This is a genomic window from Nocardia sp. NPDC004260, assembly GCF_053603155.1.
This window is the reverse complement of sequence record NZ_JBSGEZ010000034.1, coordinates 1-25,236: the sequence shown is the minus strand read 5'-3', so window position 1 is coordinate 25,236 and position 25,236 is coordinate 1. Positions and strand designations below refer to the sequence as shown.

Genomic DNA, 25,236 nt, shown 5'->3' with positions numbered 1-25,236 from the left:
CTCACGAGGTCAGACCCGGTTTTCACCGGGTCTGATTTTGTTTGTGCCCCGCACACGGATCGAGCCTCCACTGGCCATTCGTCGCGGTCCGGCTCGAGAACAGATAGTCGGCTACCCGTGAGCAATCCCGTACCTACTGGCGGCGTGCTCCCTTGGCCGGGACAAGGCCGGGTGTCGGTGGGTGGGGATACGCTGTGGCGCACAGTGCCGGAGCCGAGTCAGGGGGTTGTCGCGTGACGATCAGTGCGGAGGTCGCGCAAGGCGCGGCGCCGGATGACGACGATCCCGAGTCACTCGACCTGCGCGACGACATCTCGTTCGAACTCGAAGAGGTCAACGAGGTGCTCGGGGAGCTGATCGCGCTGCGCGCCGACCGGAAGGCCAAGGACGGCGACCTGCTGACAGCTCGGCTGGGAGTCGGTGGCGAGAAGCCCGAGACACTGGCCCGGATCGGCGCTCGTTACGACCTTTCCCGCGACCGGGTGCGGCAACTGCACACCAAAGCGGTCGGGCAGATGATCCGGATGGCACAGCTTTCCGGACATCGCGCCGCCGCGGTCCTGTCCGCGCGCTACCCCCTCGACGCCATGGACCGGCAACTCACACGCGCGCTGCTGGTGGAGACGTACGCGACCGACACCGATATCGCCGCGACCGAGCTGTCGTACCTCAAACTCCGGCTGGCCGGGCACCCCGCCGAGGACGCCAAGCGAATCGCCGGATTCGTCACCCAGCGCATCGCGGCGTGGCAGAAGAAGACCAACCGGCGCCTGGCGAAACTACACGACGCCGAGCCGCGCGCCACGAGTCAGCTGAATGCCTGGGTGGGGCAGGTCGACTGGCCCCACGCAGGCGCCGCGGCCGCGATCCCGACCGCGTCCGCGCGCACCGTGGACAGCGACGACGACGGCCGGGGGCGCTTCTATCTGGACAAGGTCGGTCGCGACGTGCCGTTCGACTCCGGCTTGGAGGCCAGGCTGCTGCGGATCCTCAACGCCGGCGATCTCGTCGAGACCTTTCTCGAACAGCCCGCGGCGGTCGTCTACGAACTCGACGGCGCGGAGCGGGTGCACTATCCGAGCATCGTCGCGCGGCTCACCGACGGCCGCACGGTACTGATCGACGTCACGCCGCTGGGCCATGTCGGCTTCCACGTGAACGTCGTGAAATCCGCCGCCGCTCGGGCATACGCGCACGACAACGGCTGGGGCTGGCTGGTATGGACCGGCAGCCGCATCGGCGTCCCGGATCTGCGCGCCCGCCCCGTCGACGCCGCTGGTGAGCGGATGCTGCGCGACCTCGTCGAGCGCGGCCCCGTGCACTGGGCCGCGCTCCGCGAGGTGCGCGCGAAGACCACCTTGGAACTGCTGGACTTCCTCGCGCTGGTGCTGCGCCACGAATGGCGGTGGGACCGCGCGCCGTTCCGGCTCAGCGCACCACCATCGCCCCCGCCAGGAAAGTGACGATCAGCAGCATCGCGCAGATGGTGATCAGCTGCCAGCGGCCGATGGTCACCTCGAGCTTGGCGATCGTGTTGCGCAGGGCCTTGTCGAGCCGGTCGTGATCGGCGATCGTGCGCTGGGCGGCGGCGAGCGCGTCGGCCCGTTCCTGCGCGGCCTGCTCCGCGCGCTCCAGGCGCGTGGTCATCTTCAGCAAATGTTTCTGCTTGTCGCGCAAGGCTTTCCGGGCCACCGCCAGCGAGGTGCGCTGGTTGACCAGCTCCTGGCGCTGCCGGGCGATGACCGTGGCCTGCGTCTTCGTGTGGTACTCCCAGTCGGTCACGGTCGCCCAGCCTCCTGTCCTCTCGTCCCGATGGCCCCAGACATACTCGCCGCTTACCCAGCCCTCGATGAACTCGCGCAGCTCGACCGGCTCACGCCGCGGCGCCGCCATCGCGTGCTCGGTGTCCAGCACGCCGGTGACGGCGCGATAATCACAGGCGGCGGGCGCGAAGTCCGCGATGCCCAGGGCGTGCAGGTACGGCACCCAGTAGCCGGGTGGGCACAGCCACAACACGTCCGTACAACCCTCGGCGCGCAGCCGCTCGGTGTGCTCCTGAGCGAGTCCACGCTCCAGCGGACCGCTGCGCACCTCGATCGCGTATATCCGGTCGCCCTTGCGCCAGTACACGTCCACCGGCAATGTCCCGATGCGCTGATCCACTTCGGCCTCGTCGGCTCCGTAGGCGAGCAGCCTGCCGCACAACCAGTATTTGAGCCGCCGCATATCCCACTGGGCGGCGGCACATTCCGGGCACCCGCAGGCGTAACCGGTCTTCGATCCACGGGTACGGCCGGAAGCCTCTCCGATACCCAACTCGGCGAGCATCGCTCGGCGCCCGCAGGCGATCTCCGCCCGCTGCTTCGTTCTCACGCGACCACTCCCCTGCACAAACCACCGCAGGCCCGGCGACCTACGCCATAGATCAAGAGTGCGTCAGACTCGGCTACCTCGCCAGTCCCGTTCACCCCGCGCCCGGGTGTGCCACACACATGGCCTGGCGACGAGATCAGCGTTGCACTCTGCGGCACAAGGGCTTTCATCATGCCACGGGACGGCATCGGCCACTGCGGGAACGCTGAATTGACAGTTGCCGCCATCCCACGACGCGCCCGGCCGCTCACAACCCTGGCCCCTCGGCAACCGGCACGCCCTTCGCGCGGCCACCCTGGGCGTGAACTCGCGCAGGACGCGATTCGGGCGGATAATGACCGATCACCGTTTCCGGACAAACCGGCTCGCCGCATAATCCGCCTGCAGGGGGCTGATTCCGGGGGCCTAGGCTGCTTCGATCAGGTCTTGAATCGGCGGTGCACCGCCGAATCTTTCGCGAGCCGCGGATGTCCAACTGGGCGGATAGAATCGTCCGGCCGAGTGCGAGCTGGGCCGATACGGGGAAGTGGGTACTGGATGGAGCACGGTCAGCAGACCGGCGAGTCGGTCGGCGCGATGTTGGCGAGTATCGCGTCGGCTCTCCGAGAGGTCAGCGAGAAGCTCGACGCGGTGGCGGCCCGGATCGACGGTGCGCAGACCGTGGTGAGCGAACCGACCGTCGAGGGGCGGTTGGCCGAACTCGAGGCGTGGGCTTTCCGTGCCGGACAGGACATCTCGAGTCTCGATGCCAGGGTGGAGCGCCTGGAATCCGGTGACGACCCAGCGCAGGAGGACCGACGAACTGCGCAACGCCCGCTACCCCGGGCAGCCGCGGGACCATCGAACGCGCGCGCGCCGCAGCACGGCGGCGCCGAACCCACTGCGCAGAAGAGCGATTCCCGTGAGCCGGCCGGTGCCACGAACGGCGCGCGACCGCAGCGCACGCCGCGAGAGCCGGTGCACGCGGCGGTCGAACCGAGTTCCGCTGCGCAGACGAGCTTCACACCGCCGCGCGAGCCCACGCCGACCGCCCTCGATTCGAACGCCACGTCCGGGCAGAACTTCACCGCGCCCCGCGACCCGGCGGCGAGCTTCACCGCCCCGCCGTCCCGTGAGCCCGCTTTCACCACTCCGGTCCAACGGGAGCCCGCATCGCCTTTCACCGCGCCGGCACCGCGCGACCCGAGCACGGGACAGCAGGAGGCGTTCACCGCCTCGCGCGAACCCGCCACCTCGTACTCCCCCGGTGAGAACGCCGCTTACGAGAGCATCGTCGCGTCCGCCCCCAGCACGACGCACAACGGCTCGGAGAACGGCACAGCCCCCGGCACCCCGGGCGTGGGACTCACCGGAGCGCACCGCGCCGGCGACGACGACCGCACCCCGGTCGAGAACACGCACGTGGACAAGCTGCAAGCCATGCTGGACGAACTCAAGCGCACGGCGGCGGCTCCGCTTGGCCGCTCCGACCTCTTCGGGCCGGCGCCGGGCGATTCGACGACGAATGGCTATCAGTCCGACCGCACCGACGCGCAGCGCCGACCGGCCGACTACCGGCTATCCAGCCCGCCCCCGATGTCCTGAAGGGCCTTGACGCGACGCCGCTTCGGCGGACGCGCCGCCGCGTACGAACGCAACAGGATCTGCTGGACGAGATCGCGCAGCCAGCGATGCCCCCCGTCGGCGGTGTTGCGCGGATGCCACGCCATCCCGATGGCGACTTCGGGCAACGGCAGAGGTATCTCGAACGCGCTCAATCCGATCGCGGGTAGGGTGGCGGCGCTCAGCAAGGCGGGCGCGGGGCAGACCAGGTCGCTGCCGCGCACCGCGAACAGCGCGCTGGTCAGCGTGGGCACGGTGGCCACCACCCGCCGGGTGCGGCCGTGCAGGGCGAGGCGGTCGTCGATCGGGCCGTGCGAACGGCCGGTGCGCGAAATGCTCAGGTGCGGCGCGGCGGCGTACGCGGCGACGGTGACGCGATCGGTGACCAGCGGATGGTCGGTGGCGGCGACTCCGATCACCCGGTCGGTGAGCACTCTGCGCACAGTGGTCTCCGGGTCGGTGTGGTCTATCACGCCGACCTCCAGGTCGACGCGTCCGTCCCGCAAGGCCCCGGTACTCTCGGCGCTGTCGGGCAGGAAGCGCAGCGTCACGCCCGGCGCTCGGGCGCGCACCGCGGACAGCAGGGGCCCGGCCAGTTCGGTGAGCACCATGTCGCCCGCCTGTATCGCGAACGTCCGGCGCAGCGCGGCCGGGTCGAGGTCGTCGCGCGGCGTCAGCAGTGCGCGTCCCTGCTCGACCAGCGTGCTGACCTCGTAACGCAATTCCAGTGCGCGCGGCGTCGGCACCAGGTTGCGACCGGCACGCACGAGCAGCGGGTCGCCCAGTACGTCGCGCAATCTGGCCAGCGTCCGGCTCATCGCGGGCGGCGAGGTGTGTAGGCGCTCCGCGGCCAAGGTGACGCTGTTGGTGTCCAGCAGTGCGTCGAGGGCCACGAGGAGATTCATGTCCAGCGCTTCCACCCTTGGATTATCGCCAACGCAAACAGCGGCCCCCGGTATTGCGCGCACGATAACTCGCGGCGAGTCCGAACCGAGCGGTTCCACCGGACAGGCGGAGGCGAAACCGTCCGTGATCGAGCGGGCCGCCGCCGCGGGCACGGCACCGTTGCCAGCATTCGGCTGGCCGGTGAGCTGGGGATACGTCCCGCGCGGGCCGACTGGGCGGCGGCCCGACAGTGCTCGTCGAGCACGCCGGACCCATGAAGCAGCGCCGCAGACCGATCGGCCATCGGACGGCCCGGCACGATTTGCCGCATGATGGCCGCCGGTTCGGCAGTCGATGCAAGTGTGCGCACGCAGTCGCCCACCCCGCGGCCCGGACCGATCGGAGAGCTCGCTGACCGCGTGGACCGGTCCTACCCGGGTCCGCCCCGATGTTCTAGTGGCTGACCCGGCCGCTGTCGCCCTCGTACGGAAGCAACTCCGCCTCGATCGGCGCCGCCGGGCGTGCCACCGGCCCTGGCCCCGGCTTGCGACGGCCGGCCAGTCCCCGGTAGGACTCCGGCTTGATCCGGCGGAACACCTGCGCCACGCGCGTGTGCAGCGGCAGGCGGAACTTCAGGTCGGCGAGCATCTCGTCGATGTTCTGGATGGAGAACGGGACGACCGCGGTGCCGTGCGCGTGGTGACCGTGCGTGCGTTCCTCCATCCAGCGCAGCCGGGCGTCGATCTCCTCGTCGAGTTTCTCGGCGGGCGGCAGGACGAGGCTGCCGTTGAGCAGCGCGGCGGTCCAGTGCGCGGCGACCTCGGCGTTCAGCGTGCTGATCACCGAGGAGTTGTAGCCGGCGAAGGTCAGATTCGGGACCTCCAACGGGAGGATCTGACGGTGCAGGCGGAAATTGCCGTGCTCATCGGTCAGCCTGCGCTGGATGTACGGCGTGAGGAACGGCACGCGCTGCTGGAAGCCGGTCGCGCAGATCACGACGTCCGCCTGCAGCACCTGCCCGGTGGACAGCCGGATCCCGGGCGCCGCCTTCGGACCACCGCCCATCTCGGTGATCGTGGTGTCCCGGTGCACCGTGATACGTCCGTTGGCGACCTGCTCGTAGAAGCCTTCGCTCACCAGGCTGACGGTGCTCTCGGCGATCTGCTCGAACCGCCCGCCGGGCACCAGACCGAGTTCACGCAGCTGCGAGTGCTTGATGACCAGTTCCTGGATCAGATCGAAGTTGCTGATCCGTACCGATTCGCCGGGGCCGTCCAGGAACCGGTCCATCCAGCGGGGCCGTAGGTAGTGGAAGTGCGCCTCGCCGAAGCGAGTCAGCATCAGCCGCTCGTAGTCGATCACCCGCGCCAGCTTGCGCGGCATCTTCCAGAACAGCCGCCGGGCCACCACCGAGGTGGACGCCGCCACCTCGCTCACCGCGGTGGCGATGTCACAGGCGGACTTGCCGTAGCCGACCACGACGACCGACTTGCCACGCACCGACTCCAGATCGGTGAACTCCGAGGAGTGGCACAAGCGCCCGCCCGCGGCGCGGAACCAGTCGGCGCCGCGGTACTCCGGCATCGCGGGTTCGCTGAAAACGCCGTTGGCGATGACCAGGTGATCGCACGAGGCGCGATGGATTCCGCTCTCATCGCGAATCTCGAGCAACCAGCCGCTGTCCACCGGGTCGGCGGCGACCACCTCGGTGCCCAACCGCAGGTGCTCGGTCAGCCCGAAGTGCTCGGCGTAGGCGGCCAGATACGCCTGCATGTGCTGCCCGTCGAGGACGCGCGGGTAGTCGGCAGGCATGGGGAAGTCGGAGAAGTGATATGTGTCCTTGGAGTTCTGCGTCTGCAGTCCCGGGTATCGCCGGGTCGCGCTCCACACACCACCGACATCGGGTGCACGGTCGAAAACCTCGACCGGAAAACCCGCCTGTTTCAGCACTTTCGCGCAGGCGAGACCTGCGATACCCGCACCGACGATCCCGATGCGGCTTCCGCTTGTCATGCGCGAGAGATTACGTCGCCAGCGGCGCACAGCAAAGTCGGTCGACCGAATCCGCTCTTCAGCGCACTACGGGCGTACCCACCGGAACCACAGGAAGCTCGAGCAGCCCACGGATCAGAATGCTCTCCCGCCACCGCAGGTCCGCGTCGTCGACGGCGGGCCGCAGCTGCGGATAGCGCCGCACCAGCCGGGTCAGCGCGATGCGGGCCTCCAGCCTGGCCAGCGCCGCTCCGAGGCAGTAGTGGATGCCGTGGCCGAAGGCCAGATGCCCGTTCGTGCCGCGGTCCGGGTCGAACGCCGCGGGCGAGGCGAAGTGCCGTTCGTCACGGTTGGCCGACGCCACCGAGACCAGCACCAGCTCCCCTTCCGGGATGACGCTGCCGGCCAGGTGGACCGGCGCGGTGGTGTAACGCAGGGTCGCCACGTTGACCGGGCCGTTGTGGCGCAGCGTTTCCTCCATCAGCGGTGTGACGCCCGCCGGGTCGTCGCGCAGGGCCAGGTAGCGGGCGGGATCGGCGAGCAGTTCCAGCACGGAGTTGCCGATCAGGTTCACCGTGGTCTCGTGGCCCGCGACCAGGATCAGGAAGGCCATGGAGATCAGCTCGTCGTGACTGAGCCGGTCCCCCTCCTCGGTGGCGAGCAGCAGTTGTGAGATCAGATCCTCACCCAAGCCCTCCGCGCGCCGCCGGGCGACCAGGTCGTCGAAGTAGTCGACGATGGCGTCGGTCGCGGCACGAATGCCCTCCGGCGTGGACATGGGTGTGTCGACCACGGCCGCCGACCACTCCCGGAAGCGCGCGCGGTCCTCGACCGGCACGCCGAGCAGTTCGCAGATCACCGTGATCGGCAGCGGGAACGCGTACTCCGCGAGAAGGTCGACCGGACCGGCGCCCGCCGAACGATCGATCGCGTCGAGCAGATCGTCCGCGATCGCCACGATCCGCGGTGCGAGGGCCTCCATCCGCGCGGGCGCGAACGCCGGTGTGACGAGTTTGCGCAGCCGCGAGTGCCGCGGCGGGTCGGAATTGAGCAGATGCAGGCTCAGGCGCGGGTTGACCGCCGTGACGCCGCTGCCACCCGCGGCCGATCGCCGCGCCTGGGCGCCCTTCGGAGCGTGCGGGTCCTTGTGGACGTCGGGATGGCGCAGCACCTCCTTGGCGGCGTCGTAGTCGACCACCAGCCAGGCGCGCACACCGGTGCGCAACCGGACCTGATGCACCGGCCCTTCAGCGCGCAACTGCTGGTAGAAGGCATGCGGCGTGCGAAAGAAATCCGCGGGCAGCTCTCTCATCCGATCGGTTCCCCTGATTCGCGAGTATCGTTGCGGCCCTTCGATGGTGACACCGATCACGGATCTCGGCCAGGCCGCGCGACCGGACCATCCTGTGATCAGCGTTGCCCCTTGTCGCGGCCCGGCCCGGCGCGCGTCGCCGTCAGGGTCCGGCTACCCTGCGCCAATGAGTTCGATCGCGCCCGTCCTGCGGCGTGCCCGGATCGCGAACTCGTTCGCGTTCGGCGCACAGGGCTTCTTCCTCGCCGTCGTGCTGACCGAGTTGCCGCAGCAGAAGGAGCGTTTCGGGCTGTCGGACGGCGTGATCGCCGTCTCGGTGGTGCTGATCTCGTTGCTGGCGGGCGGCGGCAGCGTCCTCGCGGAGCGGCTGGCGCTGCGCTGGTCCAGCCGAGCGGCGGTGCGGACGGGGCTGCTGCTCGTGGCCGTCACCGGATCGGCGGCGGCGTTCGCGCCGAACACGCCGCTGCTGGTGGCCGCACTCGGCTGCTACGGGATCGCGGTCGGCATCGTCGACGCGAGCACCAACATGCAGGCCGTGTTCATCCAGCACGGCTACGGGACGTTCATCCTGTCGTCGTTCTACGCCGCGTGGAGCGCCGGAACGATAGCCGGGGCATTGTTCGTGTCCGGGTGCGAGGCGCTGGAGGTGACGTTGCGCGAATCGCTGCTCGCGGCCGCCGCGATCGTGCTGCTGCTCGGCTGGGCGCTCGGACGAGGACTGCTCGGCGTGCGGGACGCGGAGACGAGTCCCATCGAGACCGCCGCGTCCGGCCCCACCGTCGCGCTGCGCGCGTATGCCGGGTTCGGGATCGCGATGGCGTTCGTCTTCGCGGTCGACCTCGCGGTGGGCAACTGGTCGGCTTTGTACCTGACCGACGACCTGCTCGCCGGTTCGGCGACGGCGGCGCTCGCCTTCGCCGCGTATCAGGGCACGTCGTTGGTCTCCCGGACCGCCGGGGATTCGCTGGTGCGCCGTTTCGGTCCGCGCCCTGTGGTGCGGGCCGCCGCGGGCACGGGAGTCCTCGGTCTGGCTCTCGTGGTGGCCGCGCCGAGTCCGGCGGTCGCGATCGCCGGCTTCCTCGTCGCGGGCGCCGGGCTGCCCGTGATCGCGCCGCTGTGCTTCAGCGCGGCCGGGCAACTCGCGACCGGACGGGAGCTCGACGCACTGATCGCGCGTCTCAACCTGTTCAACTACGCGGGGACACTGCTCGGCGGCGGTCTGGTCGGCGCGGTCGCGGCGAGCGTCGGGCACCGCGTGGGATTCGTGATCCCGCTGCTGTTCGCCGTGGCCCTGATCGGGCTCTCCCGCGTCTTCCGCTCCGATCGGGTCGCGAGCGCGCCTCCTTCGCGGACGCTCGACCAGCCCACCGAACTCGGACCTGCCACCGGGTAGTGCGATCAGCGGTGCAGCGGACCTTCCAGCGGATGCGCCAGGAAGAAGTCCCACTGGAAATGACATTCTCTTAAATCCGTATGCTCTGATGTAGCCATGCACAACATCCCCGTCATCGTCGACCGGGCCGGGCTGTGGGACGCGGAAGCGCTCAGTGATGTTGCCGCCGCGACTTTTCCACTGGCGTGCCCGCCCGAGGCGACGCCCGACGACATCGCGGTGTTCGTCGGCGAGGTCCTGTCGGACGAACGGTTCGGCGAATATCTGAGCGATCCGGCCCGGATCGTGCTCAAGGCTGTCGCGGACGATGACATCGTCGGTTACGCGATGGTGGTCACGGGCGGCCCCGCGGACCCTGCGGTGGCCGAGCCGGTCGGGCCGCACCCGATGATGGTGGAGATCAGCAAGATGTACGTGCTGCCCGGCTGGCACGGCACCGGGGTGTCCACCGCGCTGATGAACGCCGCGCTGGACTGGGCGCGTGCCGCGGGATATCCGGGCGTCTGGCTGTGCGTCAACCAGGAGAACGTCCGCGCTCGGCGCTTCTACGCCAAACACGGTTTCACCGAGGCCGGCACCAGGACGTTCACCATCGGCACCCAGGTGCATCACGACTACGTGCTGCGGCTGGTCTTCTGATCCCGCCTCAGCGCAGGAAATCGACGAGTGCGGTGTGGAACGCGGGGTCCAGCACCGCCATCAGGTGATCGCCGGGCACCACGGCCAGTTCACCGTTCGGCAGGGCGTCGGCGAGTCGCTCCGGTTCGGCGGCGAAGGGGTCGCCCTCGCCCGCCAGCACCAGCGCGGGCATGGTGATGTCCGCCAGCGTCTCGATGGGACGATCGTCCAGACCCGTCGCCACCGCGTGGATGGCTTGCACGTCGGCCTGCACCGCGTCGGCGAGCACCCGGAACATCTTCGCGGTCGGCGACGCGTCCGCGCCGTCTCCGGTCATCGCGGCCTGCAGATCCGGCAGGTCGATCACGCGGCGATCGACGCCACCGCAGTCCAGCACACCCGACCCGATACCGCCGACGGCCAGCCGCCGCACCCGCCGGTCGGTCGCGGCCACCATCAGCGAGATCACCCCGCCCATCGAGTACCCGACCTGCGCGACCTCCTCGAATTCGAGTTCGTCGTAGAGGGCGCGTACGTCACGCGCCATCGCCTGCCACGAGTACCGCGCCGCGTCGTGCGGCTTGCCGGAACGGCCGTGACCGCGCGCGTCCAGGGACACCACGGTGTGCCCGGCGGACTGCAGTGCGGCGACCACACCGGTGCTCATCCAGTTCGCGTTGGTATCCGCGACCACTCCGTGCTGCAGCACGACCGGGATGCCCTCGCCCTCCCACACCCGGTAATTGAGTTCCAGGCCGTCCCATGTCTCAAACTTCGCCATGCCGGGATCGTAGTGCACGGCACGCCACCGAAACTGCCGAAGCGGACGTATCGGGCCGAAGGCCGCGCTCAGCCCAGCAGTCGGTCCCGCAAGGCCGCGATCTCGCCGCCGGTGAGTCCCAGGCCGTCCCGGACATAGTCGTCGAAACTTCCGTAGGTTCGATCCACCTCGTCGAAGGCGGCGTCGAGCCAGGCTCCCTGAACGCCGTTGAGCGGGTCTTTTTCGCTCGCGTTGCGGAATCGGTTGGACAGCAGATAGTCCTCGGTGACCGTGGCACGATCGACGCCGAGCAGCGTGAGCAGCACGGCCGCCGTCCAGCCGGTGCGGTCCTTGCCCGCGGTGCAGTGGAACAACACCGCGCCGTCGGCGCCGATGAGATCGCGCAGCACCGAAGCGAACGCCTCGTTCGCGCCGGGCGCGGTGATGAACGCGCGATACAGGCCGTCGCCTCCGGTGAGCGTGGTGGCGATGACCTCCGGTGGAGCCTGGCCGATCACGTCGGCCCAGTGCGCCGTCGCGCCCGCGGGCAGCCGGTCCGGACCGAGCGCGCGCTCGTAGACCGTGCGCAGGTCGTGCACGGAGCGCACGCGGCGGCCGGTCAGCGCGGCCAGATCCTCCGGCGTCGCGTTGTTCAGCTGCCCGGTCCGATACACCAGACCGGTGCGCACGATCCGGCCGTCGGTGGTGCGATACCCGCCGATGTCCCGCGCGTTCTGCACCCCTTGCAGGTGCAGGGAGGGATCGGCGACGACGGCCGCAGGCGGGTCGGCCTGCGCGATGGCGGCTACCGGCCCGAAGGCGACCGCCAGGCCGGCCGCCATCGCGACCGGGGCGCGGAAACGAGTGGCCATTCGGCTGCTCCAATCATCGGATCTGTGGGATCTGCCCCGTTCTCTCGCCGACCGCCGAGGCCGGGCACGCAGCGCTAGGCCGCCACCTCGAACCGCGACAGTGCGAGCAAGCGGGAGATGGCGCGCAGGTACTTCTTGCGGTAGCCGCCCTCCAGCATCTCGGCGGAAAAGATTTCGTCCAGTTTCGCGCCGGACACCGTCACCGGCACGCTCGCGTCGTAGAGCCGGTCGGCCAGCACCACGATGCGCAGCGCCACGGCCTGATCGGTGACGGGATGCACACCGGAGACGAACACCGACGACACCCCGGAGATCAGCGCGCCGTACTTCGACGGATGCAGGGTGCTGAGGTGCTTCAGCAGCGCGTCGAACTCGTCGAGCGTGGAACCCGGTGTGCGCGCCGCCCGTTCGGCCAGGACCGCGGCGGCGGTGGGCTCCGGCGCGGGCGGCAGATCGCGGTGGCGGTAGTCCGGCCCGTCCACGCGTACCGCCTCGAAGATGGCGCCCAGCTTCTTGATCTCGCGCATGAAATCCTGTGCGGCGAAACGGCCTTCACCGAGCTGCCCCGGCAAGGTGTTCGACGTGGCCGCGATCGAGACACCGGCCGCGGACAGTTCGGTCAGCAGGCGCGAGACCAGCATCGTGTCGCCGGGATCGTCGAGCTCGAATTCGTCGATGCACAGCACGCTGTTGCCCGAGAGCCGCTCGAGGGCATTGGCGAAGCCGAGCGCGCCGACCAGATTGGTCAGCTCGCCGAACGTACCGAACGACTTGGGCGCGGGCGAGCTGTGGAAGATCGAGGCCAGCAGGTGGGTCTTGCCGACGCCGAATCCGCCGTCCAGGTACAGGCCGGCGCCGCTGACCTGCTTCTTCTTACCGAAGAGGCTCTTCTTGCCCGCGGCCTTGCTGATCTTGGCGACCTGCCCGGCGAACTCCTCGGCCTTGCCGACCGCGGCCGCCTGGCTCGGTTCCTTCGGATCGGGAATGTAGGAGGCGAAGCTCACCTCGTCGAACATGGGCGGCGGCACCATTTGGGCGACGAGCTGATCGGCCGGGACCTCCGGGTGACGATCGACGAGGCGTTCTTGCATGGACGAAGCCTAAAGACGTGGTGAGATCTGATTTCATGCAGCGTAGCCAGAATGCGATCCAGCTCACAGCACTCGGCCCGGACGACCTCGCGCAGATGTACGCCTTCCCCGCCGCGCTCGACGCGCCTTGGGTCCGCGCCAATTTCGTCTCCAGCATCGACGGCGCCGCCACCAGCGGCAACCTGACCGAAGGGCTGGGCACCCCGGCCGACCGAACGGTGTTCATGTTGCTGCGTGAACTGGCGGAGGTGATCGTGGTCGGCGCGGGCACGGCGCGCGCGGAGAACTACGGCGGGGCGCGCACCGACCCGGCGCGCCGCCGCGCGTTCCACGAGCGCGGCATCGGCGGGCATCCCGACGGCGCACCGCCGCCGATCGCGGTCGTCACGGCGAGCGCGGCGATCGACCCCGGCGCGCGCCTGCTCACCGATACCCAGGTGCCGCCGCTGATCATCACGACGTCCACCGCGCCCGCCGACCGCAAGCAGCGGCTGGCGGACGCGGGCGCCGAGGTGATCGAAGCGGGTGGCATCGCGGTGACGCCCAGCGGCTTGCTGCGGGTGCTCGCCGAGCGCGGCCTGCTGCGGGTACTCACCGAAGGCGGCCCGCATCTGTTCGGCGAACTGCTGGAGGCGGATGTGGTCGACGAGCTGTGCCTGACCACCGCGCCGCTGCTGGTCGGCGGCGCGGCGCGGCGAATCTCGCTGTCGGCGCACGAATTCCGCGTCCGCATGACGCGCGCGCACGTGTTGCTGGACGACGACGGCACCATGCTCACCCGGTGGGCCCGTCGATGAAAGAACCGTCCGAACCTGGCAGGCTGTAGCAATGCGCTGGACTCGGGCCGCCGTGCTTGCCGCCACCCTCTCGATCGTGACCGCCGGTTGCGGCGCGGGACCGTCGGATCGTCCCGGTGTCGCGGTGCAGCGCCCGCCGGTCGCGGGCACCGCGACCACCTCCGCCGCGCCCGCTCCTCCGCCCAGGGCCGAGCTGCCCAGAACCGACCTCAGCTGGCGCGAGTGCACCCAGCCCACCTTGGATCAGTTCGGACTCGGCCCCGCGCCCGCCGGGTTGGTGCTCGACTGCGCCGAGTACGCCACCCCGATCGACTCGACGGGCACGGTGCTGGGCAGTTTCCGCGCGGCCGCGTTGCGGGCCAGGCTGGCGCAGACCCCGGCCGACGCGCCGCCGCTGGTACTCACCTCGGGCTCGGATCGCTCCTCCTCCGCCACCCTGGCCGGGTTGGCCGCGGGCCCCGCCTCCGCGCTGCTGGCCGCCCGCCCGATCGTCGCGGTGGACCGGCGCGGCATCGGCGGCTCGCAGCCGATCGATTGCCTGCCCACGGAGATCCGCCGTGGCCTGGCCGACAACGCCCAGTCCGGTCCCGGCGCAAGCGACCCGGTGGCGCGCATGACGAAGTTGAGCCAGGACGGCACCATCGCCTGCCGCGACTTCCTGCAGCCCTACGAAGGCACCTTCGACGCGCCGCACGCCGCCGACGACATCGAGCAGTTGCGCAGGCAATGGCAGGTGGACCACATCGCGCTGCTGGGCACGGGCAACGGCGCGAAGGTCGCGCTCAGCTACGCCCGCAAGTACGGCGATCACGTCGCCCGGCTGGTGCTCGACTCCCCGGAACCGGTCGGCACCGACGCCGTGACCCGCGCCGAACAGGCGGTGCAGGGTGCCGAGGCGGCGCTGACGGCCTTCGCGCAGCGCTGCGTCGGCGTCGGCTGCTCACTCGGGGCCGATCCGCGCGCCGCGGTCACCGATCTGGTGAACCGTGCCGCGGGCGGCGAACTCGGCGACATCTCGGCGAACGCGTTGCTGACCGCGGTGTCGGGCTTCCTCGGCAGCCCGCGCGCCGACCAGGCCACTCGGGTCACCGAGCTGTCCGACACGCTGGCCGCGGCCGGACGCGGCGACCGCGGGCCGCTGAGCAACCTGATCAGGCAGGAGGCCGCTGCCACCGCGAGCGACGGCCAGTTCGTCAACCGCTGCACCGACACACAGCTGCCGCCGACACCGGCCAAGGCGAACGAACTCGCGGGCTCATGGGCGGGCAAGTATCCGGTTTTCGGCAAAGCGGCGGCCATCGGCCTGATGGAGTGCGCTGCCTGGCCGGTGTCGACCGCGCCTCCGCTGCCCGAAAAGCTGGGTATTCCGGTGTTCGTGCTGGGCGGGGTGGCCGATCCGGTGGTCGGTAACGGCGGTCAGTCCTCGGTGACCGGCGCGATAGGCGCGGCGGGCGCCCGGCACGCGGCGCTGTCCTGGCAGGGCTTCGGGCATCCGGTGTCCACGCATTCCGGCTGCGCGCAGCGGGCGGTGCTCGACTATTTGAAGGACGGCAAACTTCCCGCGGATGGCACCGCCTGCCCGGCGTAGCCCGGGCGTGGGGAGCCGTTCGAGCGGCGCGTCCGACAGGTCCGGCCAACCGCCGGTAACCCATCCGGTGTACCGTGCCCCAGTGTTCCTTCGACAGCTCGAGCCCAGGACCGCTCGCACCACCGCCGAGGTGATCAAGTTCGCGCTCTGGCCCCTGGCGGTCATGACCGTGCTGAACCGGGTTTTCATCAAGGCTGTCAACGGCTTCATCACCGACGACTACAGGCCTGTCTACCAGGCGTCGTTCGACTTCCTGAACGGGCGGCCGGTCTACACCGCGAATTTCGACTCGGTGGACCCGCACTACCTGTACCCGCCCAGCGGCACCCTGCTGATCGCGCCGATCGCCGCCATCGACTACGAGAAGTCGCGCTGGCTGTTCATCGCCCTCAACGCGATCGCGATTCTCATCGCCTGGTACCTGCTGCTGCGGCTGTTCCGGTACACCCTGAATTCGGTCGCCGCGCCCGCGCTGCTGCTGGCGATGTTCTCCTCCGAGACCGTGATCAACACGCTGGTGTTCACCAACGTCAACGGCTGCGTGCTGCTGGCGGAACTGATCTTCATCCACCTGCTGCTGAAGCGGCGCGACCTCTGGGCGGGCGCCGCCCTCGGATTGAGTATCGCGGTCAAACCGACCCTGGCTCCGTTGCTGTTGATCGCGCTCGCGCGCGGGCAGTGGAAAGTGTTCGTGACGGCGCTCGGCGTGCCGCTGGCGCTGACCGCGATCGCCTGGCCGCTGGTGAAGGATCCGGAGAAGTTCATCACCCGCACCGCGCCCTACCTCTTCGAATCCCGCGACTACTTCAACAGCGCCATCGTCGGCAACGGCGAGTACTACGGACTGCCGCCGTGGCTGACCTGGGGCATGCGCGTGGCGCTCGGCGTGCTCGTGCTGATCTCGCTGTGGCTGCTGTACCGCTACTACCGCGAGGACGAACTGTTCTTCGTCTGCACCTCCTCCGGCGTGCTGCTGACGGCCTCGTTCCTGCTCAGCTCGCTGGGGCAGATGTACTACTCGATGATGCTGTTCCCCTTCCTGATGACCGTCGTGCTGCGCAACTCGGTGCTGCGCAACTGGCCGGCCTGGCTGGCGATCTTCGGGTTCATGAGCTACGACAAGTGGCTATCGGACCGCTGGCAGCACATCGGCCGCAACCTGGAGTACCTGCGCATCACCTTCGGCTGGGGCCTGCTGCTCATCGTCGTGTTCTGCGTGCTCGGCGACCGCTATCTGGCCGCGCGGCGGGCAGGCAGACTGCCGTTCGGCATCGATCCCGCGTGGATGAGTTCCGCCCCGGACCCGCGCGGCGAACAGCCGCAGCCGCCGGTCGCCGCGGCTCTCCCGGCGGAAACCCACAGGCCACAAAACGGTTCGGCCCCCGCGGAGCAGAATCGTATTAGCGTGGAGCCATGAGTTCCGAAGCCGACACGTCCCTGCCCGCGCCGCGGATCCAGCTCTCGCCGCAGGAATGGCGGTCGAAGCTGAACCCCGAGGAGTACTCGGTGCTGCGCGAGGCGGCCACCGAGCGGCCGTTCACCGGCGAGTACACCGACACCAAAACCGAAGGCATCTACGTGTGCCGGGCCTGCGGCACCGAGCTGTTCCGCAGCACCGAGAAGTTCGACTCGCACTGCGGCTGGCCGTCCTTCTTCGATCCGGCCGCGTCCGACGCGGTGATTCTCCGGTCGGACGACTCGCTCGGCATGCATCGGGTCGAAGTGCTGTGCGCGAACTGCCACAGCCACCTCGGCCACGTGTTCGAGGGCGAGGGGTACAACACGCCCACCGACAAGCGCTACTGCATCAACTCCATCGCCCTGCGACTGCACCCCTCGGACAGCGCAGCGGAGTAACCAGCCCGACGCTCACGGGCAGCGTACGAAGCCCCGGCGCTCGGCGCATGCCCCGAAAACTTCGGGCAAGCGTTTGCCTGCACCGGGGCAGGGCGCGTCAGGGCAGAGCGGCGATCAGCTGCTCGATCTCCACGCGGGGGCCGGTGAAGAACGGGATCTCTTCGCGCACGTGCCGCCGGGCGTCGGTGGCGCGCAGGTCACGCATCAGATCGACGATCCGGTGCAATTCGGGCGCCTCGAAGGCCAGGATCCACTCGTAGTCGCCGAGCGCGAACGAACTGACGGTGTTCGCCCGCACGTCCGGGTAGCCACGCGCGGCCTTGCCGTGTTCGGCCAGCATCCGGCGGCGCTCCGCGTCGGGCAGCAGGTACCACTCGTAGGACCGGACGAACGGGTACACGCAGATGTAGGCGCCTGCCTCCTCGCCGGCCAGGAAGGCCGGGATGTGGCTCTTGTTGAACTCGGCGGGGCGGTGCAGCGCCGCGTTGCTCCAGACCGGTGCACTGGCCCGTCCCAGCTCGGTGGTGCGGCGGAAGTCGGCGTACGCGGCTTGCAGGTCCTCGACGCGTTCGGCGTGGGTCCAGATCATGAAATCGGCGTCGGCGCGCATCCCGGCCACGTCGTAGATGCCGCGGACCACGACGTCGCGGTCGGCCAGGCCGTCGAAGAACGCCTTGGCCTCCTTGGTCGCCGCCTCCCGGTCCTCGCCCAGCACTCCGGGCTGCACCTGGAAGACCGAGAACATCAGGTAGCGGATGGTGGAGTTGAGAGCCTGATAGTCGAGTCGCGCCATAGCACTATCGTGCCACTCGCTCTGGAGCGCCCGCGTCGCCGGGCGTGAACTGCTCGATGTGCACGTGGGCGTCCGGGATGCCGAGGGCGAGCAACTGGCGTTGCATATCGCCCAGGAACCCGGATGGACCGCAGAGGTATATGTCGGCGTCCTCGGGCACGTTCAGCACCGAGAGATCGGCCCGGCCGTGCCGGGAGTCGGTTCCTCGTAGCAGATCTCGACCTAGGCCTGTTGGTGAAGACCGCGACACCCGACGGTCAGCGTACGGTGCCCGCACCGACCTCCGCCGCGATGCGCTGTGCGGCGGCCGCGCCGGAGGCGACGCACGCGGGCACGCCGACGCCGTGCAGGTACGCGCCCGCCACCGCCAGCCCGTCCAGCGCCGCGACCTCGGCTTCGACGGCCGCGATGCGGGCCGGATGGCCGGGCGCGTACTGGGCGAGGCCACCCGGCCAGCGCTGTACGACGGCCTCGACGGGCTCGATCGCGACCCCGGTGACGGTAGCCAGGTCCGCGGTGGCGGCGGCGACGAGTTCGGCGTCGGGCCAGGACAGTGGGGAGTCGTCGCCGAACTTGCCGAAAGAGACACGGACGAGCGCCGTTTCACGTTGTGCGAGATGTGTCCATTTGCGGCTGGACAGGGTGAAGGCTTTGGCCCGCAGCGGCTCTCCGGTGGCCACCAGGATGCCGGAGTTCTGTGGCAGGGCGGTCTCGCGGGGCAGCGCCAGCGCGACCACCACCGACGAGGAGAGTTCGACACCGGACAGTTCCGCGGCGGCGACCGGGGCGACGGCGGTCAGCAGTCGCGCGGTCACCGGCGCCGGGGTGGCGAGCACCACCGCGTCGACGGCGCCGATCGGGTCGACCACCCAACCGCGCAGCCCTCTGGCCAGACGCGTGCCCGGCGTCGTGGTGACGAACCGCGCCCCGGAACGTTCGGCGAGCGCCTCGAGCAGCACCCGGTAGCCGTCCCGGATGCCACCGAAGACCGGCGCGTTCGAGGGCGGCGGCAGGGCGGCGCCGACGGCGGCGGTGAGACTGGGCGCGCCGTCGTCCAGCGCGGCGGCGAGCGTGGGCAGCGCGGCGCGGACACCGATGGAGCGGGAGCTGCCCGCGTACACGCCGCCGAGCAGCGGGTCCACGGTGCGCTCGGCGACCTGCGCGCCGAAGCGGTCGGCGACCAGTCGGTAGACGTCGGTGTCGGAGCCGGGCTCCCAGTCCAGCGGCCGGTCGGGTTCGGCGGCGATGCGTGCCAGTGTCTCGGCGTCGACCAGCCCGCGCATCGACTCCGCGTTCGCCGGGACACCCATCAAGGTGCCCTCCGGCAGCGGGTGCGCGATGCCGGCGGACCACACCAACGGCCGCAGACCCGCTGGGGTCACCAGTTGCGACTCGAGCCCGAGTTCCCGCAGCAGCGCGGGTACCTCCGGCCGTCGCCCGACGAACGCCTCCGCGCCGAGATCCAGTGGCTCCCCGCCCAGTTCGCCCGTGTAGAGGATGCCGCCGACCCGTTCGGCGCGATCGAGCACGAGTACGTCGGCATCCGGCCCGAGCGACATCCGCAACCGATACGCGGCCACCAGCCCGCTGATCCCACCGCCGACCACCGCGATACGCATGCCTCGACCGTATCGCGTACCGCGACGGCGGCCGTCCAACGGTAGGCGCCCGGATGACTCGGAACACACTGTGTCCACGATGTCCGCGGCGATGACGGATACGGTTGTCGGCCGGACTCGACTCGGCAGATGGGAACCTGAACCGCCTCGACCGCTCGCGGATGGATGCCGGGCATCGGCGCGTGGGTACGCGGGTCGGCCTGGCGGCCGGGTACGCCCGACACGGGCGCCGCGACGACAGCGGGCGGATCCGGACTCAGCGCTCGACGCAGCCGCCGCACCGCGGCGCTCGACGCCGTGGCGGCCTACCCGCGTTCGCCCGCGCTACAGCTCGTGGACGAGTTCCACCAAGGCGGTCAGCACGCCCGGATCGGTGTCCGGCAGCACCCCGTGGCCCAGGTTGAAGATGTGCCCCGCGGCGCCGAGGGTGATCGCCTCGTCCGCTTCGCGCGCGATCCGCCGGGCCTGCTCCTCGATCGCTTCCGGTCCGGCGAACAGCACGGCGGGATCGAGGTTGCCCTGCAACGCTTTTCCGGGCCCGACGCGGCGGACGGCCTCGGTGAGCGGTACCCGCCAATCGACGCCGACCACGTCGGCGCCCGCCTCGCTCATGGCGCCGAGCAGTTCGCCGGTCCCCACACCGAAGTGGATGCGCGGCACGCCCGCCTCGGCGATCTCCGCGAACACCCGCTCCGAATGCGGGAGCACGAAATTGCGGTAGTCGGCCAGCGAGAGGGCGCCCGCCCAGGAGTCGAACAATTGCACCGCGTCGACGCCCGCCGCCAACTGCGCCTGCAGGAACGCGATGGTGATGTCGGTGAGCACGCCCAGCAGCTCGTGCCAGGTCCGCGGATCGGCGTACATCATCGCCTTGGTGCGCTCGTGGTTCTTGCTCGGACCGCCCTCGACCAGGTAGGAGGCGAGGGTGAACGGCGCGCCCGCGAACCCGATCAGCGGCGTCTCCCCCAGCGCGTCGACCAGCAGGCGCACGCCGTCGGTCACCGCCCCGACCTCCTCGGGGCGCAGCCGGGGCAGCCCGCGCACGTCGTCGACCGTCCGCACCGGCGCGGCGACCACCGGCCCCACGCCCGGCACGATGTCCAGGTCGATCCCCGCCGCCTTCAGCGGAACGACGATGTCGGAGAACAGGATCGCGGCGTCGACGCGGTGCCTGCGAATCGGCTGCAAGGTGATCTCGCACACCAGCTCGGGATCGAAGCAGGATTCGAGCATCCCGATGCCCGCCCGCACCCCGCGGTACTCGGGCAGCGAGCGTCCGGCCTGGCGCATGAACCACACCGGACGCCTGCTGGGCGTCGCGCCGGTAGCAGCGGCCAGGAACGGGGCATCGGTCAACCGGCGGCGGGTATGAGTGCTCATCACGGCTATCGTATGCGGGCCCGATGGGAGGGGCGGACGCGGAGGCGGCAGCGATGACCGCACGGACGCCGCATGGCCCGTAGCGGCGCGCCTCCGACTGCGCCGGGTGCACAAGGTCTACCGTCAGCTTTCGTGACACCGCTCGACTTCCGCGACGGCGCCGCACCGACCGAAGGACCTCATGGCGAGCCAGCTCAGTTTCGCGCCGCGGTCGAGGCGATGGGCACCGCTACCGTGCACCCTCGGATCGAGCTCGCGCCCATCCGGCCCCCGCAACGACTCGCACCGTTCTCCTACGCCATCGGCGCGGAGGTCGCTCATCCGGAAACCCCTGTCGTACCGGCCGATTCCGAAGGCGACGCGTTCGGCAGGCTGATCCTGCTGCACGATCCGGACGGCGACGACACCTGGCACGGCACCTTGCGTCTGGTCGCCTACATCCAGGCCGACATCGACGCCGCGCTCGCCACCGATCCTTTGCTGCCCGAGGTGGCGTGGAGCTGGCTGGTGGACGCGCTGGAGTCGCGCACCGAGCCGTTCACCGCGCTCGGCGGCACGGTGACCTCGACCAGCTCGGTGCGCTACGGGGACATCGCCGGCCCGCCGCGCGCCCATCAGCTGGAGATACGCGCGTCGTGGACGCCGGTCACCACCGATATGCGCCCGCATCTGGAGGCGTTCTGCGAGGTACTGGCCTACGCGGCGGGGTTGCCGCCGGCCGGGGTGACCCAGCTGCAGATCCGGCCCGGCCTGTCCGGCGATCACCCCTGAGCACGCCTGTCGGCGTGCCGTGACCTGCGCCGGAGCCCCCTCGCCCGGGGTGCGGGGCACATCGCGCCCGATTCGCCGACACACTTATGCGCCGATAGGACGGCGGCGCCGTGGCGTCGGCACGTAAAGTTCAACACCATGTCCGTACCAGACGAATCCGAACCCTCGGCCGCGACGCCGCTGCTCGCGCCGGTGGCGGGCGTGCCACCGGTACTGGACACCGCCGCCGAGATCAGCGCAGCCGCCGCCCGGCTGGTCGCGGGCACCGGCCCGCTGGCCGTGGACGCCGAGCGCGCCTCCGGGTTCCGCTATTCGGCGCGCGCCTATCTGATCCAGCTGCGCCGTGCGGGCGCGGGCACGTTCCTCATCGACCCGATCCCGGTCACCGAAGCCCTCGGCCCGCTGGCCGACGCGATCAACGGGCTGGAGTGGGTCCTGCACTCCGCGGACCAGGATCTTCCCGGCCTGGCCGAACTGGGTCTGCGCCCGGCCCGGCTGTTCGACACCGAACTCGGCGGACGTCTGGCTGGTTTCGAGCGCGTCGGGCTCGCCGCGATGGTGGAGCGGCTGTTGGGCCACGCGCTGCGCAAGGGGCACGGGGCGGCCGACTGGTCCACCCGGCCGCTGCCCGCCGACTGGCTGAACTACGCCGCCCTGGACGTGGAACTGCTGCTCGAACTGCGCGACGCCGTGGCCGACGCTCTCGATGCGCAGGGCAAAACGGATTGGGCGATACAGGAATTCGAGCACATTCGCACCTTGGACCCGCCCGCGCCGAAGGCCGAGCGGTGGCGGCGTACCTCGGGCATCCACACCTTGCGCCGCACCAGGCAACTGGCGGTGGTGCGCGAGCTGTGGACCGCGAGGGACGCGCTGGCCCGTGCCCGCGACGTGGCGCCCGCCCGCATCCTCCCGGACGCCGCGATCATCGCCGCGGCGGCCGCGGAACCCAGGTCCATCGCGCAGTTGCGCACCTTGCCGGTGTTCGGCGGTCCGCGCCAGCGCCGGTACTCCCGCGAATGGCTCGCCGCGATCGAGCGCGGCCGTACGTTGCCCGACAGCGACCTCCCGCCGCTCACCCAGCCGTTCGACGGCCCGCCGCCGGTCAACCGCTGGGAGCGCCGCGACCCGGCCGCGGCGGCGCGCCTGACCCGGGCACGAGCCGCCATGGCCGACCTGTCGGCGCAGCACGCGATCCCGGTGGAGAACCTGCTCGCGCCGGACCTGGTTCGCCGCCTGTGCTGGGACGGACTGCCCGACTACGAGGTGGTGGAGCCCTCCGCCGTCGACGGATTCCTGAAGTCCGGCGGCGCCCGGCCGTGGCAGCGGGAACTCGACGTCCCGCGACTGGCCGCGGCGTTGCCGCCGTCGGACTAGCGCCCGCTCCGTCGGCTCGCCCGTGGCTCCGGCGTCAGCGAGCGGCCAGCCACCCGCTGATCCGGCGGGCGATGTCGGGGCCGGTGAGGCCGAGTTCGGCGTGGACCTCACCGCGCGAGGCATGGTCCAGGAACTGTTGCGGCACACCGAGATCGCGGGTCGGGATGTCCAGCCCGGAGTTGCGCAGCCGGGCCGACACCGTGGAACCGATGCCGCCGTGCAGGCCACCGTCTTCCAGCGTGACCACGAGCCGGTAGTTCTCCGCGAGTTTCAGCAGCGCGTCGGAGACCGGCAGCACCCAGCGCGGGTCGATGACGGTGACCGAGACGCCTTCGGAATCCAGCAGATTCGCCGCCTCCAGCGCTGTGCCCGCGAACGAGCCCACCGCGACGAGCAGCACGTCGCCGTGCACCGCCTGCACCGATCCACCGTCCGGCTCGGCCATCCGCAGCACGTCGATGCCGTCCAGCCGTTCGACCGCGGAGACGTCCTCGGCGACACTGCCTTTCGGGAAACGCAGCGCGGTCGGTCCGTCGTTGACGGCCAGCGCCTCGGCCAGTTCCTCTCGCAGCGTCGCGGCGTCGCGCGGGGCGGCGACCCGGATGCCGGGGATGATCCCGAGGACCGACAGATCCCACATGCCGTTGTGGCTGGCGCCGTCGGAGCCGGTGATGCCCGCGCGGTCCAGTACCACGGTGACCGGCTGCTTCAGCAGCGCCACGTCCATCAGCAGTTGGTCGAAGGCGCGATTGAGGAAGGTCGAGTAGATCGCCACCACCGGGTGCATGCCGCCGAGCGCGAGGCCCGCGGCGGAGGCCATGGCGTGCTGTTCGGCGATGCCGACGTCGAACATCCGGTCCGGGAAGCGCTCCCCGAACGCCGCCAGTCCGGTCGGGCCCGGCATCGCCGCGGTGATGGCGACGATGTCGGCGCGGCGCTCGGCCTGCGCGATCAGCTCCTCGGAGAACACCGAGGTCCATCCGCGCGCCTTCGGACCCCCGACCGGGACGCCGGTGAGCGGGTCGATGGGATCGCAGGCGTGCATCTGGTCGGCGACATGGTTCTCGGCGGGCGCGTAGCCGCGGCCCTTCTGCGTCACCGCGTGCACCACGACGGGGCCGCCGAAGTCCTTGGCCCGGCGCAGCGCGGCCTCGAGCGCGACGACGTCGTGGCCGTCCACCGGACCGACGTACTTCAGGCCGAGGTCGCTGAACAGTTCCTGGGGGCTGACCGCGTCCTTGATGCCCGCCTTCACCGCGTGCACCATCGAGTACGCCGATTCGCCCACCCTGGGGATGCTCTTGAGGATGCGCTTGCCCGCGTCCAGGGCGTGCTCGTAGGCGGGCTGGGTGCGTAGCGCGGTCAGCCGCTCGGCCAGACCGCCGATGGTGGGCGCGTAGGAGCGGCCGTTGTCGTTCACCACGACGACCACCGGACGGTCGGATGCGGCGATGTTGTTCAGCGCCTCCCAGCACATGCCGCCGGTGAGCGCGCCGTCGCCGACGATCGCGACCACGTGCCGGTCCTGCCCGCTCAGCGCGAACGCCTTCGCCAGGCCGTCCGCGTAGGACAGCGCCGCCGAGGCGTGCGAGGACTCCACCCAGTCGTGCGCGCTCTCGGCCCGGCTCGGGTAGCCGGACAGGCCGCCCTGTTTGCGCAGCGAGTCGAACTGGTCTTTGCGCCCGGTCAGGATCTTGTGCACGTAGGCTTGGTGGCCGGTGTCGAAGATCAACGGGTCGGCCGGCGAGTCGAAGATCCGGTGCAGGGCGATGGTGAGTTCGACCACACCGAGGTTCGGGCCGAGGTGCCCGCCGGTCGCGGCGACTTTGCGCACCAGGAACTCGCGGACCTCCTCCGCCAGCTCGCGCACCTGCGGCACGGTCAGCCTGCGCAGATCATCGGGCGTGTCGACCCGGGAAAGCACTCCCACCTGAACTAGCTCCCTCCGGATAGCGCATCTGATCCGATCAGTCTACGGAGCGGCGGCCGGTGCTCCCGCACGAGAACGGTCACACCAACCGACATGGCGTCGAAATGTGAGCCTCGACATACGGTACCCGGCCTAGCTTGAGTTTTAACCTCTGGGCTGGGTTTTCAATACCCCGGGTGATCATGGGTGAAGCCCTTGGTTGATCATGTCTCCTTGCGACAGAAAG

Annotated in this window: 22 protein-coding genes; 10 read left to right on the top strand and 12 right to left on the bottom strand. The window is 70.2% G+C overall.

Going from position 1 to position 25,236, the window contains the following annotated elements:
• Positions 1 to 233: 233 nt before the first annotated feature.
• Positions 234 to 1,463 carry a sigma factor-like helix-turn-helix DNA-binding protein gene (locus ACWEO7_RS20615; RefSeq protein ID WP_452425324.1) on the top strand — a complete coding sequence of 410 codons (1,230 nt, stop codon included), beginning with the start codon at positions 234 to 236 and terminating at the stop codon, positions 1,461 to 1,463.
• Here ACWEO7_RS20615 and ACWEO7_RS20610 read toward each other — a convergent pair.
• Positions 1,429 to 2,373 carry a hypothetical protein gene (locus tag ACWEO7_RS20610; protein ID WP_450021928.1) on the bottom strand — a complete coding sequence of 315 codons (945 nt, stop codon included), beginning with the start codon at positions 2,371 to 2,373 and terminating at the stop codon, positions 1,429 to 1,431. The two genes, ACWEO7_RS20615 and ACWEO7_RS20610, sit on opposite strands and share 35 nt — an antisense overlap.
• 537 nt (positions 2,374 to 2,910) lie before the next feature.
• Between ACWEO7_RS20610 and ACWEO7_RS20605 the strand changes: the two genes are divergently transcribed.
• Positions 2,911 to 3,957: a hypothetical protein gene (locus ACWEO7_RS20605; protein ID WP_452425322.1), complete on the top strand. Its 1,047-nt coding sequence runs from the start codon at positions 2,911 to 2,913 to the stop codon at positions 3,955 to 3,957.
• Here ACWEO7_RS20605 and ACWEO7_RS20600 read toward each other — a convergent pair.
• The 3 genes from ACWEO7_RS20600 to ACWEO7_RS20590 form a co-directional block, all read right to left on the bottom strand.
• Positions 3,924 to 4,895: a LysR family transcriptional regulator gene (locus ACWEO7_RS20600; RefSeq protein ID WP_452425320.1), complete on the bottom strand. Its 972-nt coding sequence runs from the start codon at positions 4,893 to 4,895 to the stop codon at positions 3,924 to 3,926. The two genes, ACWEO7_RS20605 and ACWEO7_RS20600, sit on opposite strands and share 34 nt — an antisense overlap.
• A 418-nt stretch (positions 4,896 to 5,313) precedes the next feature.
• Positions 5,314 to 6,873 carry a flavin-containing monooxygenase gene (locus tag ACWEO7_RS20595; protein ID WP_452425318.1) on the bottom strand — a complete coding sequence of 520 codons (1,560 nt, stop codon included), beginning with the start codon at positions 6,871 to 6,873 and terminating at the stop codon, positions 5,314 to 5,316.
• A gap of 58 nt (positions 6,874 to 6,931) precedes the next feature.
• Complete coding sequence (locus ACWEO7_RS20590) at positions 6,932 to 8,164, bottom strand: cytochrome P450 family protein (RefSeq protein ID WP_452425316.1); 1,233 nt, start codon at positions 8,162 to 8,164, stop codon at positions 6,932 to 6,934.
• Positions 8,165 to 8,330: 166 nt separating this feature from the next.
• Here ACWEO7_RS20590 and ACWEO7_RS20585 point away from each other — a divergent pair, with 166 nt between their 5' ends.
• Together ACWEO7_RS20585 and ACWEO7_RS20580 are read left to right on the top strand one after the other, a co-directional pair.
• On the top strand, positions 8,331 to 9,557 hold the full coding sequence (locus tag ACWEO7_RS20585) for an MFS transporter (RefSeq protein WP_452425314.1): 1,227 nt from the start codon (positions 8,331 to 8,333) through the stop codon (positions 9,555 to 9,557).
• Between the two features lie 96 nt (positions 9,558 to 9,653).
• A complete protein-coding gene (locus ACWEO7_RS20580; RefSeq protein ID WP_452425312.1) occupies positions 9,654 to 10,196 on the top strand; it encodes a GNAT family N-acetyltransferase in 543 nt (180 codons plus the stop codon).
• 7 nt (positions 10,197 to 10,203) lie between these two features.
• Here ACWEO7_RS20580 and ACWEO7_RS20575 read toward each other — a convergent pair whose 3' ends face one another.
• The 3 genes from ACWEO7_RS20575 to zapE form a co-directional block, all read right to left on the bottom strand.
• Complete coding sequence (locus ACWEO7_RS20575) at positions 10,204 to 10,956, bottom strand: alpha/beta fold hydrolase (RefSeq protein ID WP_452425311.1); 753 nt, start codon at positions 10,954 to 10,956, stop codon at positions 10,204 to 10,206.
• Between the two features lie 68 nt (positions 10,957 to 11,024).
• Positions 11,025 to 11,807 (bottom strand): tyrosine-protein phosphatase, encoded by a 783-nt coding sequence (locus ACWEO7_RS20570; RefSeq protein ID WP_452425309.1) that lies wholly within the window; start codon positions 11,805 to 11,807, stop codon positions 11,025 to 11,027.
• A gap of 74 nt (positions 11,808 to 11,881) precedes the next feature.
• A complete protein-coding gene (gene zapE / locus ACWEO7_RS20565) occupies positions 11,882 to 12,898 on the bottom strand; it encodes a cell division protein ZapE (RefSeq protein ID WP_450021913.1) in 1,017 nt (338 codons plus the stop codon).
• A 17-nt stretch (positions 12,899 to 12,915) separates the two neighbouring features.
• Between zapE and ACWEO7_RS20560 the strand changes: the two genes are divergently transcribed.
• From ACWEO7_RS20560 to msrB, 4 genes are all read left to right on the top strand, one after another.
• A complete protein-coding gene (locus ACWEO7_RS20560) occupies positions 12,916 to 13,695 on the top strand; it encodes a pyrimidine reductase family protein (protein WP_452425308.1) in 780 nt (259 codons plus the stop codon).
• Between the two features lie 31 nt (positions 13,696 to 13,726).
• Positions 13,727 to 15,283, top strand: a complete 1,557-nt coding sequence (locus tag ACWEO7_RS20555; RefSeq protein ID WP_452425306.1) for an alpha/beta hydrolase — start codon at positions 13,727 to 13,729, stop codon at positions 15,281 to 15,283.
• Between the two features lie 82 nt (positions 15,284 to 15,365).
• Positions 15,366 to 16,700, top strand: a complete 1,335-nt coding sequence (locus ACWEO7_RS20550) for a glycosyltransferase family 87 protein (RefSeq protein ID WP_452425304.1) — start codon at positions 15,366 to 15,368, stop codon at positions 16,698 to 16,700.
• Positions 16,697 to 17,140, top strand: coding sequence for a peptide-methionine (R)-S-oxide reductase MsrB (gene msrB / locus ACWEO7_RS20545; RefSeq protein ID WP_450021905.1), 444 nt, complete (start codon positions 16,697 to 16,699; stop codon positions 17,138 to 17,140). Before ACWEO7_RS20550 ends, msrB begins: the two co-directional genes overlap by 4 nt.
• 97 nt (positions 17,141 to 17,237) lie before the next feature.
• Here msrB and hemQ read toward each other — a convergent pair whose 3' ends face one another.
• From hemQ to hemE, 4 genes are all read right to left on the bottom strand, one after another.
• Positions 17,238 to 17,933, bottom strand: coding sequence for a hydrogen peroxide-dependent heme synthase (gene hemQ, locus ACWEO7_RS20540; protein WP_452425303.1), 696 nt, complete (start codon positions 17,931 to 17,933; stop codon positions 17,238 to 17,240).
• 4 nt (positions 17,934 to 17,937) lie between these two features.
• On the bottom strand, positions 17,938 to 18,102 hold the full coding sequence (locus ACWEO7_RS20535) for a hypothetical protein (protein ID WP_452425302.1): 165 nt from the start codon (positions 18,100 to 18,102) through the stop codon (positions 17,938 to 17,940).
• Between the two features lie 88 nt (positions 18,103 to 18,190).
• The gene (locus ACWEO7_RS20530) at positions 18,191 to 19,552 is read right to left on the bottom strand and encodes a protoporphyrinogen oxidase (RefSeq protein ID WP_452425300.1); all 1,362 of its coding nucleotides are present in this window, start codon (positions 19,550 to 19,552) and stop codon (positions 18,191 to 18,193) included.
• 324 nt (positions 19,553 to 19,876) lie between these two features.
• Entirely contained in the window at positions 19,877 to 20,932 is a 1,056-nt protein-coding gene (hemE, locus tag ACWEO7_RS20525; protein ID WP_452425298.1) for a uroporphyrinogen decarboxylase, read from the bottom strand.
• A 132-nt stretch (positions 20,933 to 21,064) separates the two neighbouring features.
• On the opposite strand from hemE, the gene ACWEO7_RS20520 reads away from it, so the two are divergent.
• Positions 21,065 to 21,703, top strand: a complete 639-nt coding sequence (locus ACWEO7_RS20520; RefSeq protein WP_084823786.1) for a DUF3000 domain-containing protein — start codon at positions 21,065 to 21,067, stop codon at positions 21,701 to 21,703.
• Positions 21,704 to 21,841: 138 nt separating this feature from the next.
• A complete protein-coding gene (locus ACWEO7_RS20515; RefSeq protein WP_452425296.1) occupies positions 21,842 to 23,080 on the top strand; it encodes an HRDC domain-containing protein in 1,239 nt (412 codons plus the stop codon).
• 34 nt (positions 23,081 to 23,114) lie between these two features.
• On the opposite strand, the gene dxs is transcribed toward ACWEO7_RS20515, so the two are convergent.
• A complete protein-coding gene (gene dxs / locus ACWEO7_RS20510) occupies positions 23,115 to 25,010 on the bottom strand; it encodes a 1-deoxy-D-xylulose-5-phosphate synthase (RefSeq protein WP_452425294.1) in 1,896 nt (631 codons plus the stop codon).
• Between the last annotated feature and the right edge of the window lie 226 nt (positions 25,011 to 25,236).

Excerpts from the sequence above, each read along its gene's own strand:
- ACWEO7_RS20605 (WP_452425322.1), top strand. The coding sequence starts at position 2,911 with ATGGAGCACGGTCAGCAGACCGGCGAGTCGGTCGGCGCGATGTTGGCG.
- ACWEO7_RS20595 (WP_452425318.1), bottom strand. The coding sequence starts at position 6,873 with ATGACAAGCGGAAGCCGCATCGGGATCGTCGGTGCGGGTATCGCAGGT.
- ACWEO7_RS20590 (WP_452425316.1), bottom strand. The coding sequence starts at position 8,164 with ATGAGAGAGCTGCCCGCGGATTTCTTTCGCACGCCGCATGCCTTCTAC.
- ACWEO7_RS20585 (WP_452425314.1), top strand. The coding sequence starts at position 8,331 with ATGAGTTCGATCGCGCCCGTCCTGCGGCGTGCCCGGATCGCGAACTCG.
- ACWEO7_RS20580 (WP_452425312.1), top strand. The coding sequence starts at position 9,654 with ATGCACAACATCCCCGTCATCGTCGACCGGGCCGGGCTGTGGGACGCG.
- ACWEO7_RS20575 (WP_452425311.1), bottom strand. The coding sequence starts at position 10,956 with ATGGCGAAGTTTGAGACATGGGACGGCCTGGAACTCAATTACCGGGTG.
- ACWEO7_RS20570 (WP_452425309.1), bottom strand. The coding sequence starts at position 11,807 with ATGGCCACTCGTTTCCGCGCCCCGGTCGCGATGGCGGCCGGCCTGGCG.
- zapE (WP_450021913.1), bottom strand. The coding sequence starts at position 12,898 with ATGCAAGAACGCCTCGTCGATCGTCACCCGGAGGTCCCGGCCGATCAG.
- ACWEO7_RS20555 (WP_452425306.1), top strand. The coding sequence starts at position 13,727 with ATGCGCTGGACTCGGGCCGCCGTGCTTGCCGCCACCCTCTCGATCGTG.
- msrB (WP_450021905.1), top strand. The coding sequence starts at position 16,697 with ATGAGTTCCGAAGCCGACACGTCCCTGCCCGCGCCGCGGATCCAGCTC.
- hemQ (WP_452425303.1), bottom strand. The coding sequence starts at position 17,933 with ATGGCGCGACTCGACTATCAGGCTCTCAACTCCACCATCCGCTACCTG.
- ACWEO7_RS20530 (WP_452425300.1), bottom strand. The coding sequence starts at position 19,552 with ATGCGTATCGCGGTGGTCGGCGGTGGGATCAGCGGGCTGGTGGCCGCG.
- hemE (WP_452425298.1), bottom strand. The coding sequence starts at position 20,932 with ATGAGCACTCATACCCGCCGCCGGTTGACCGATGCCCCGTTCCTGGCC.
- ACWEO7_RS20515 (WP_452425296.1), top strand. The coding sequence starts at position 21,842 with ATGTCCGTACCAGACGAATCCGAACCCTCGGCCGCGACGCCGCTGCTC.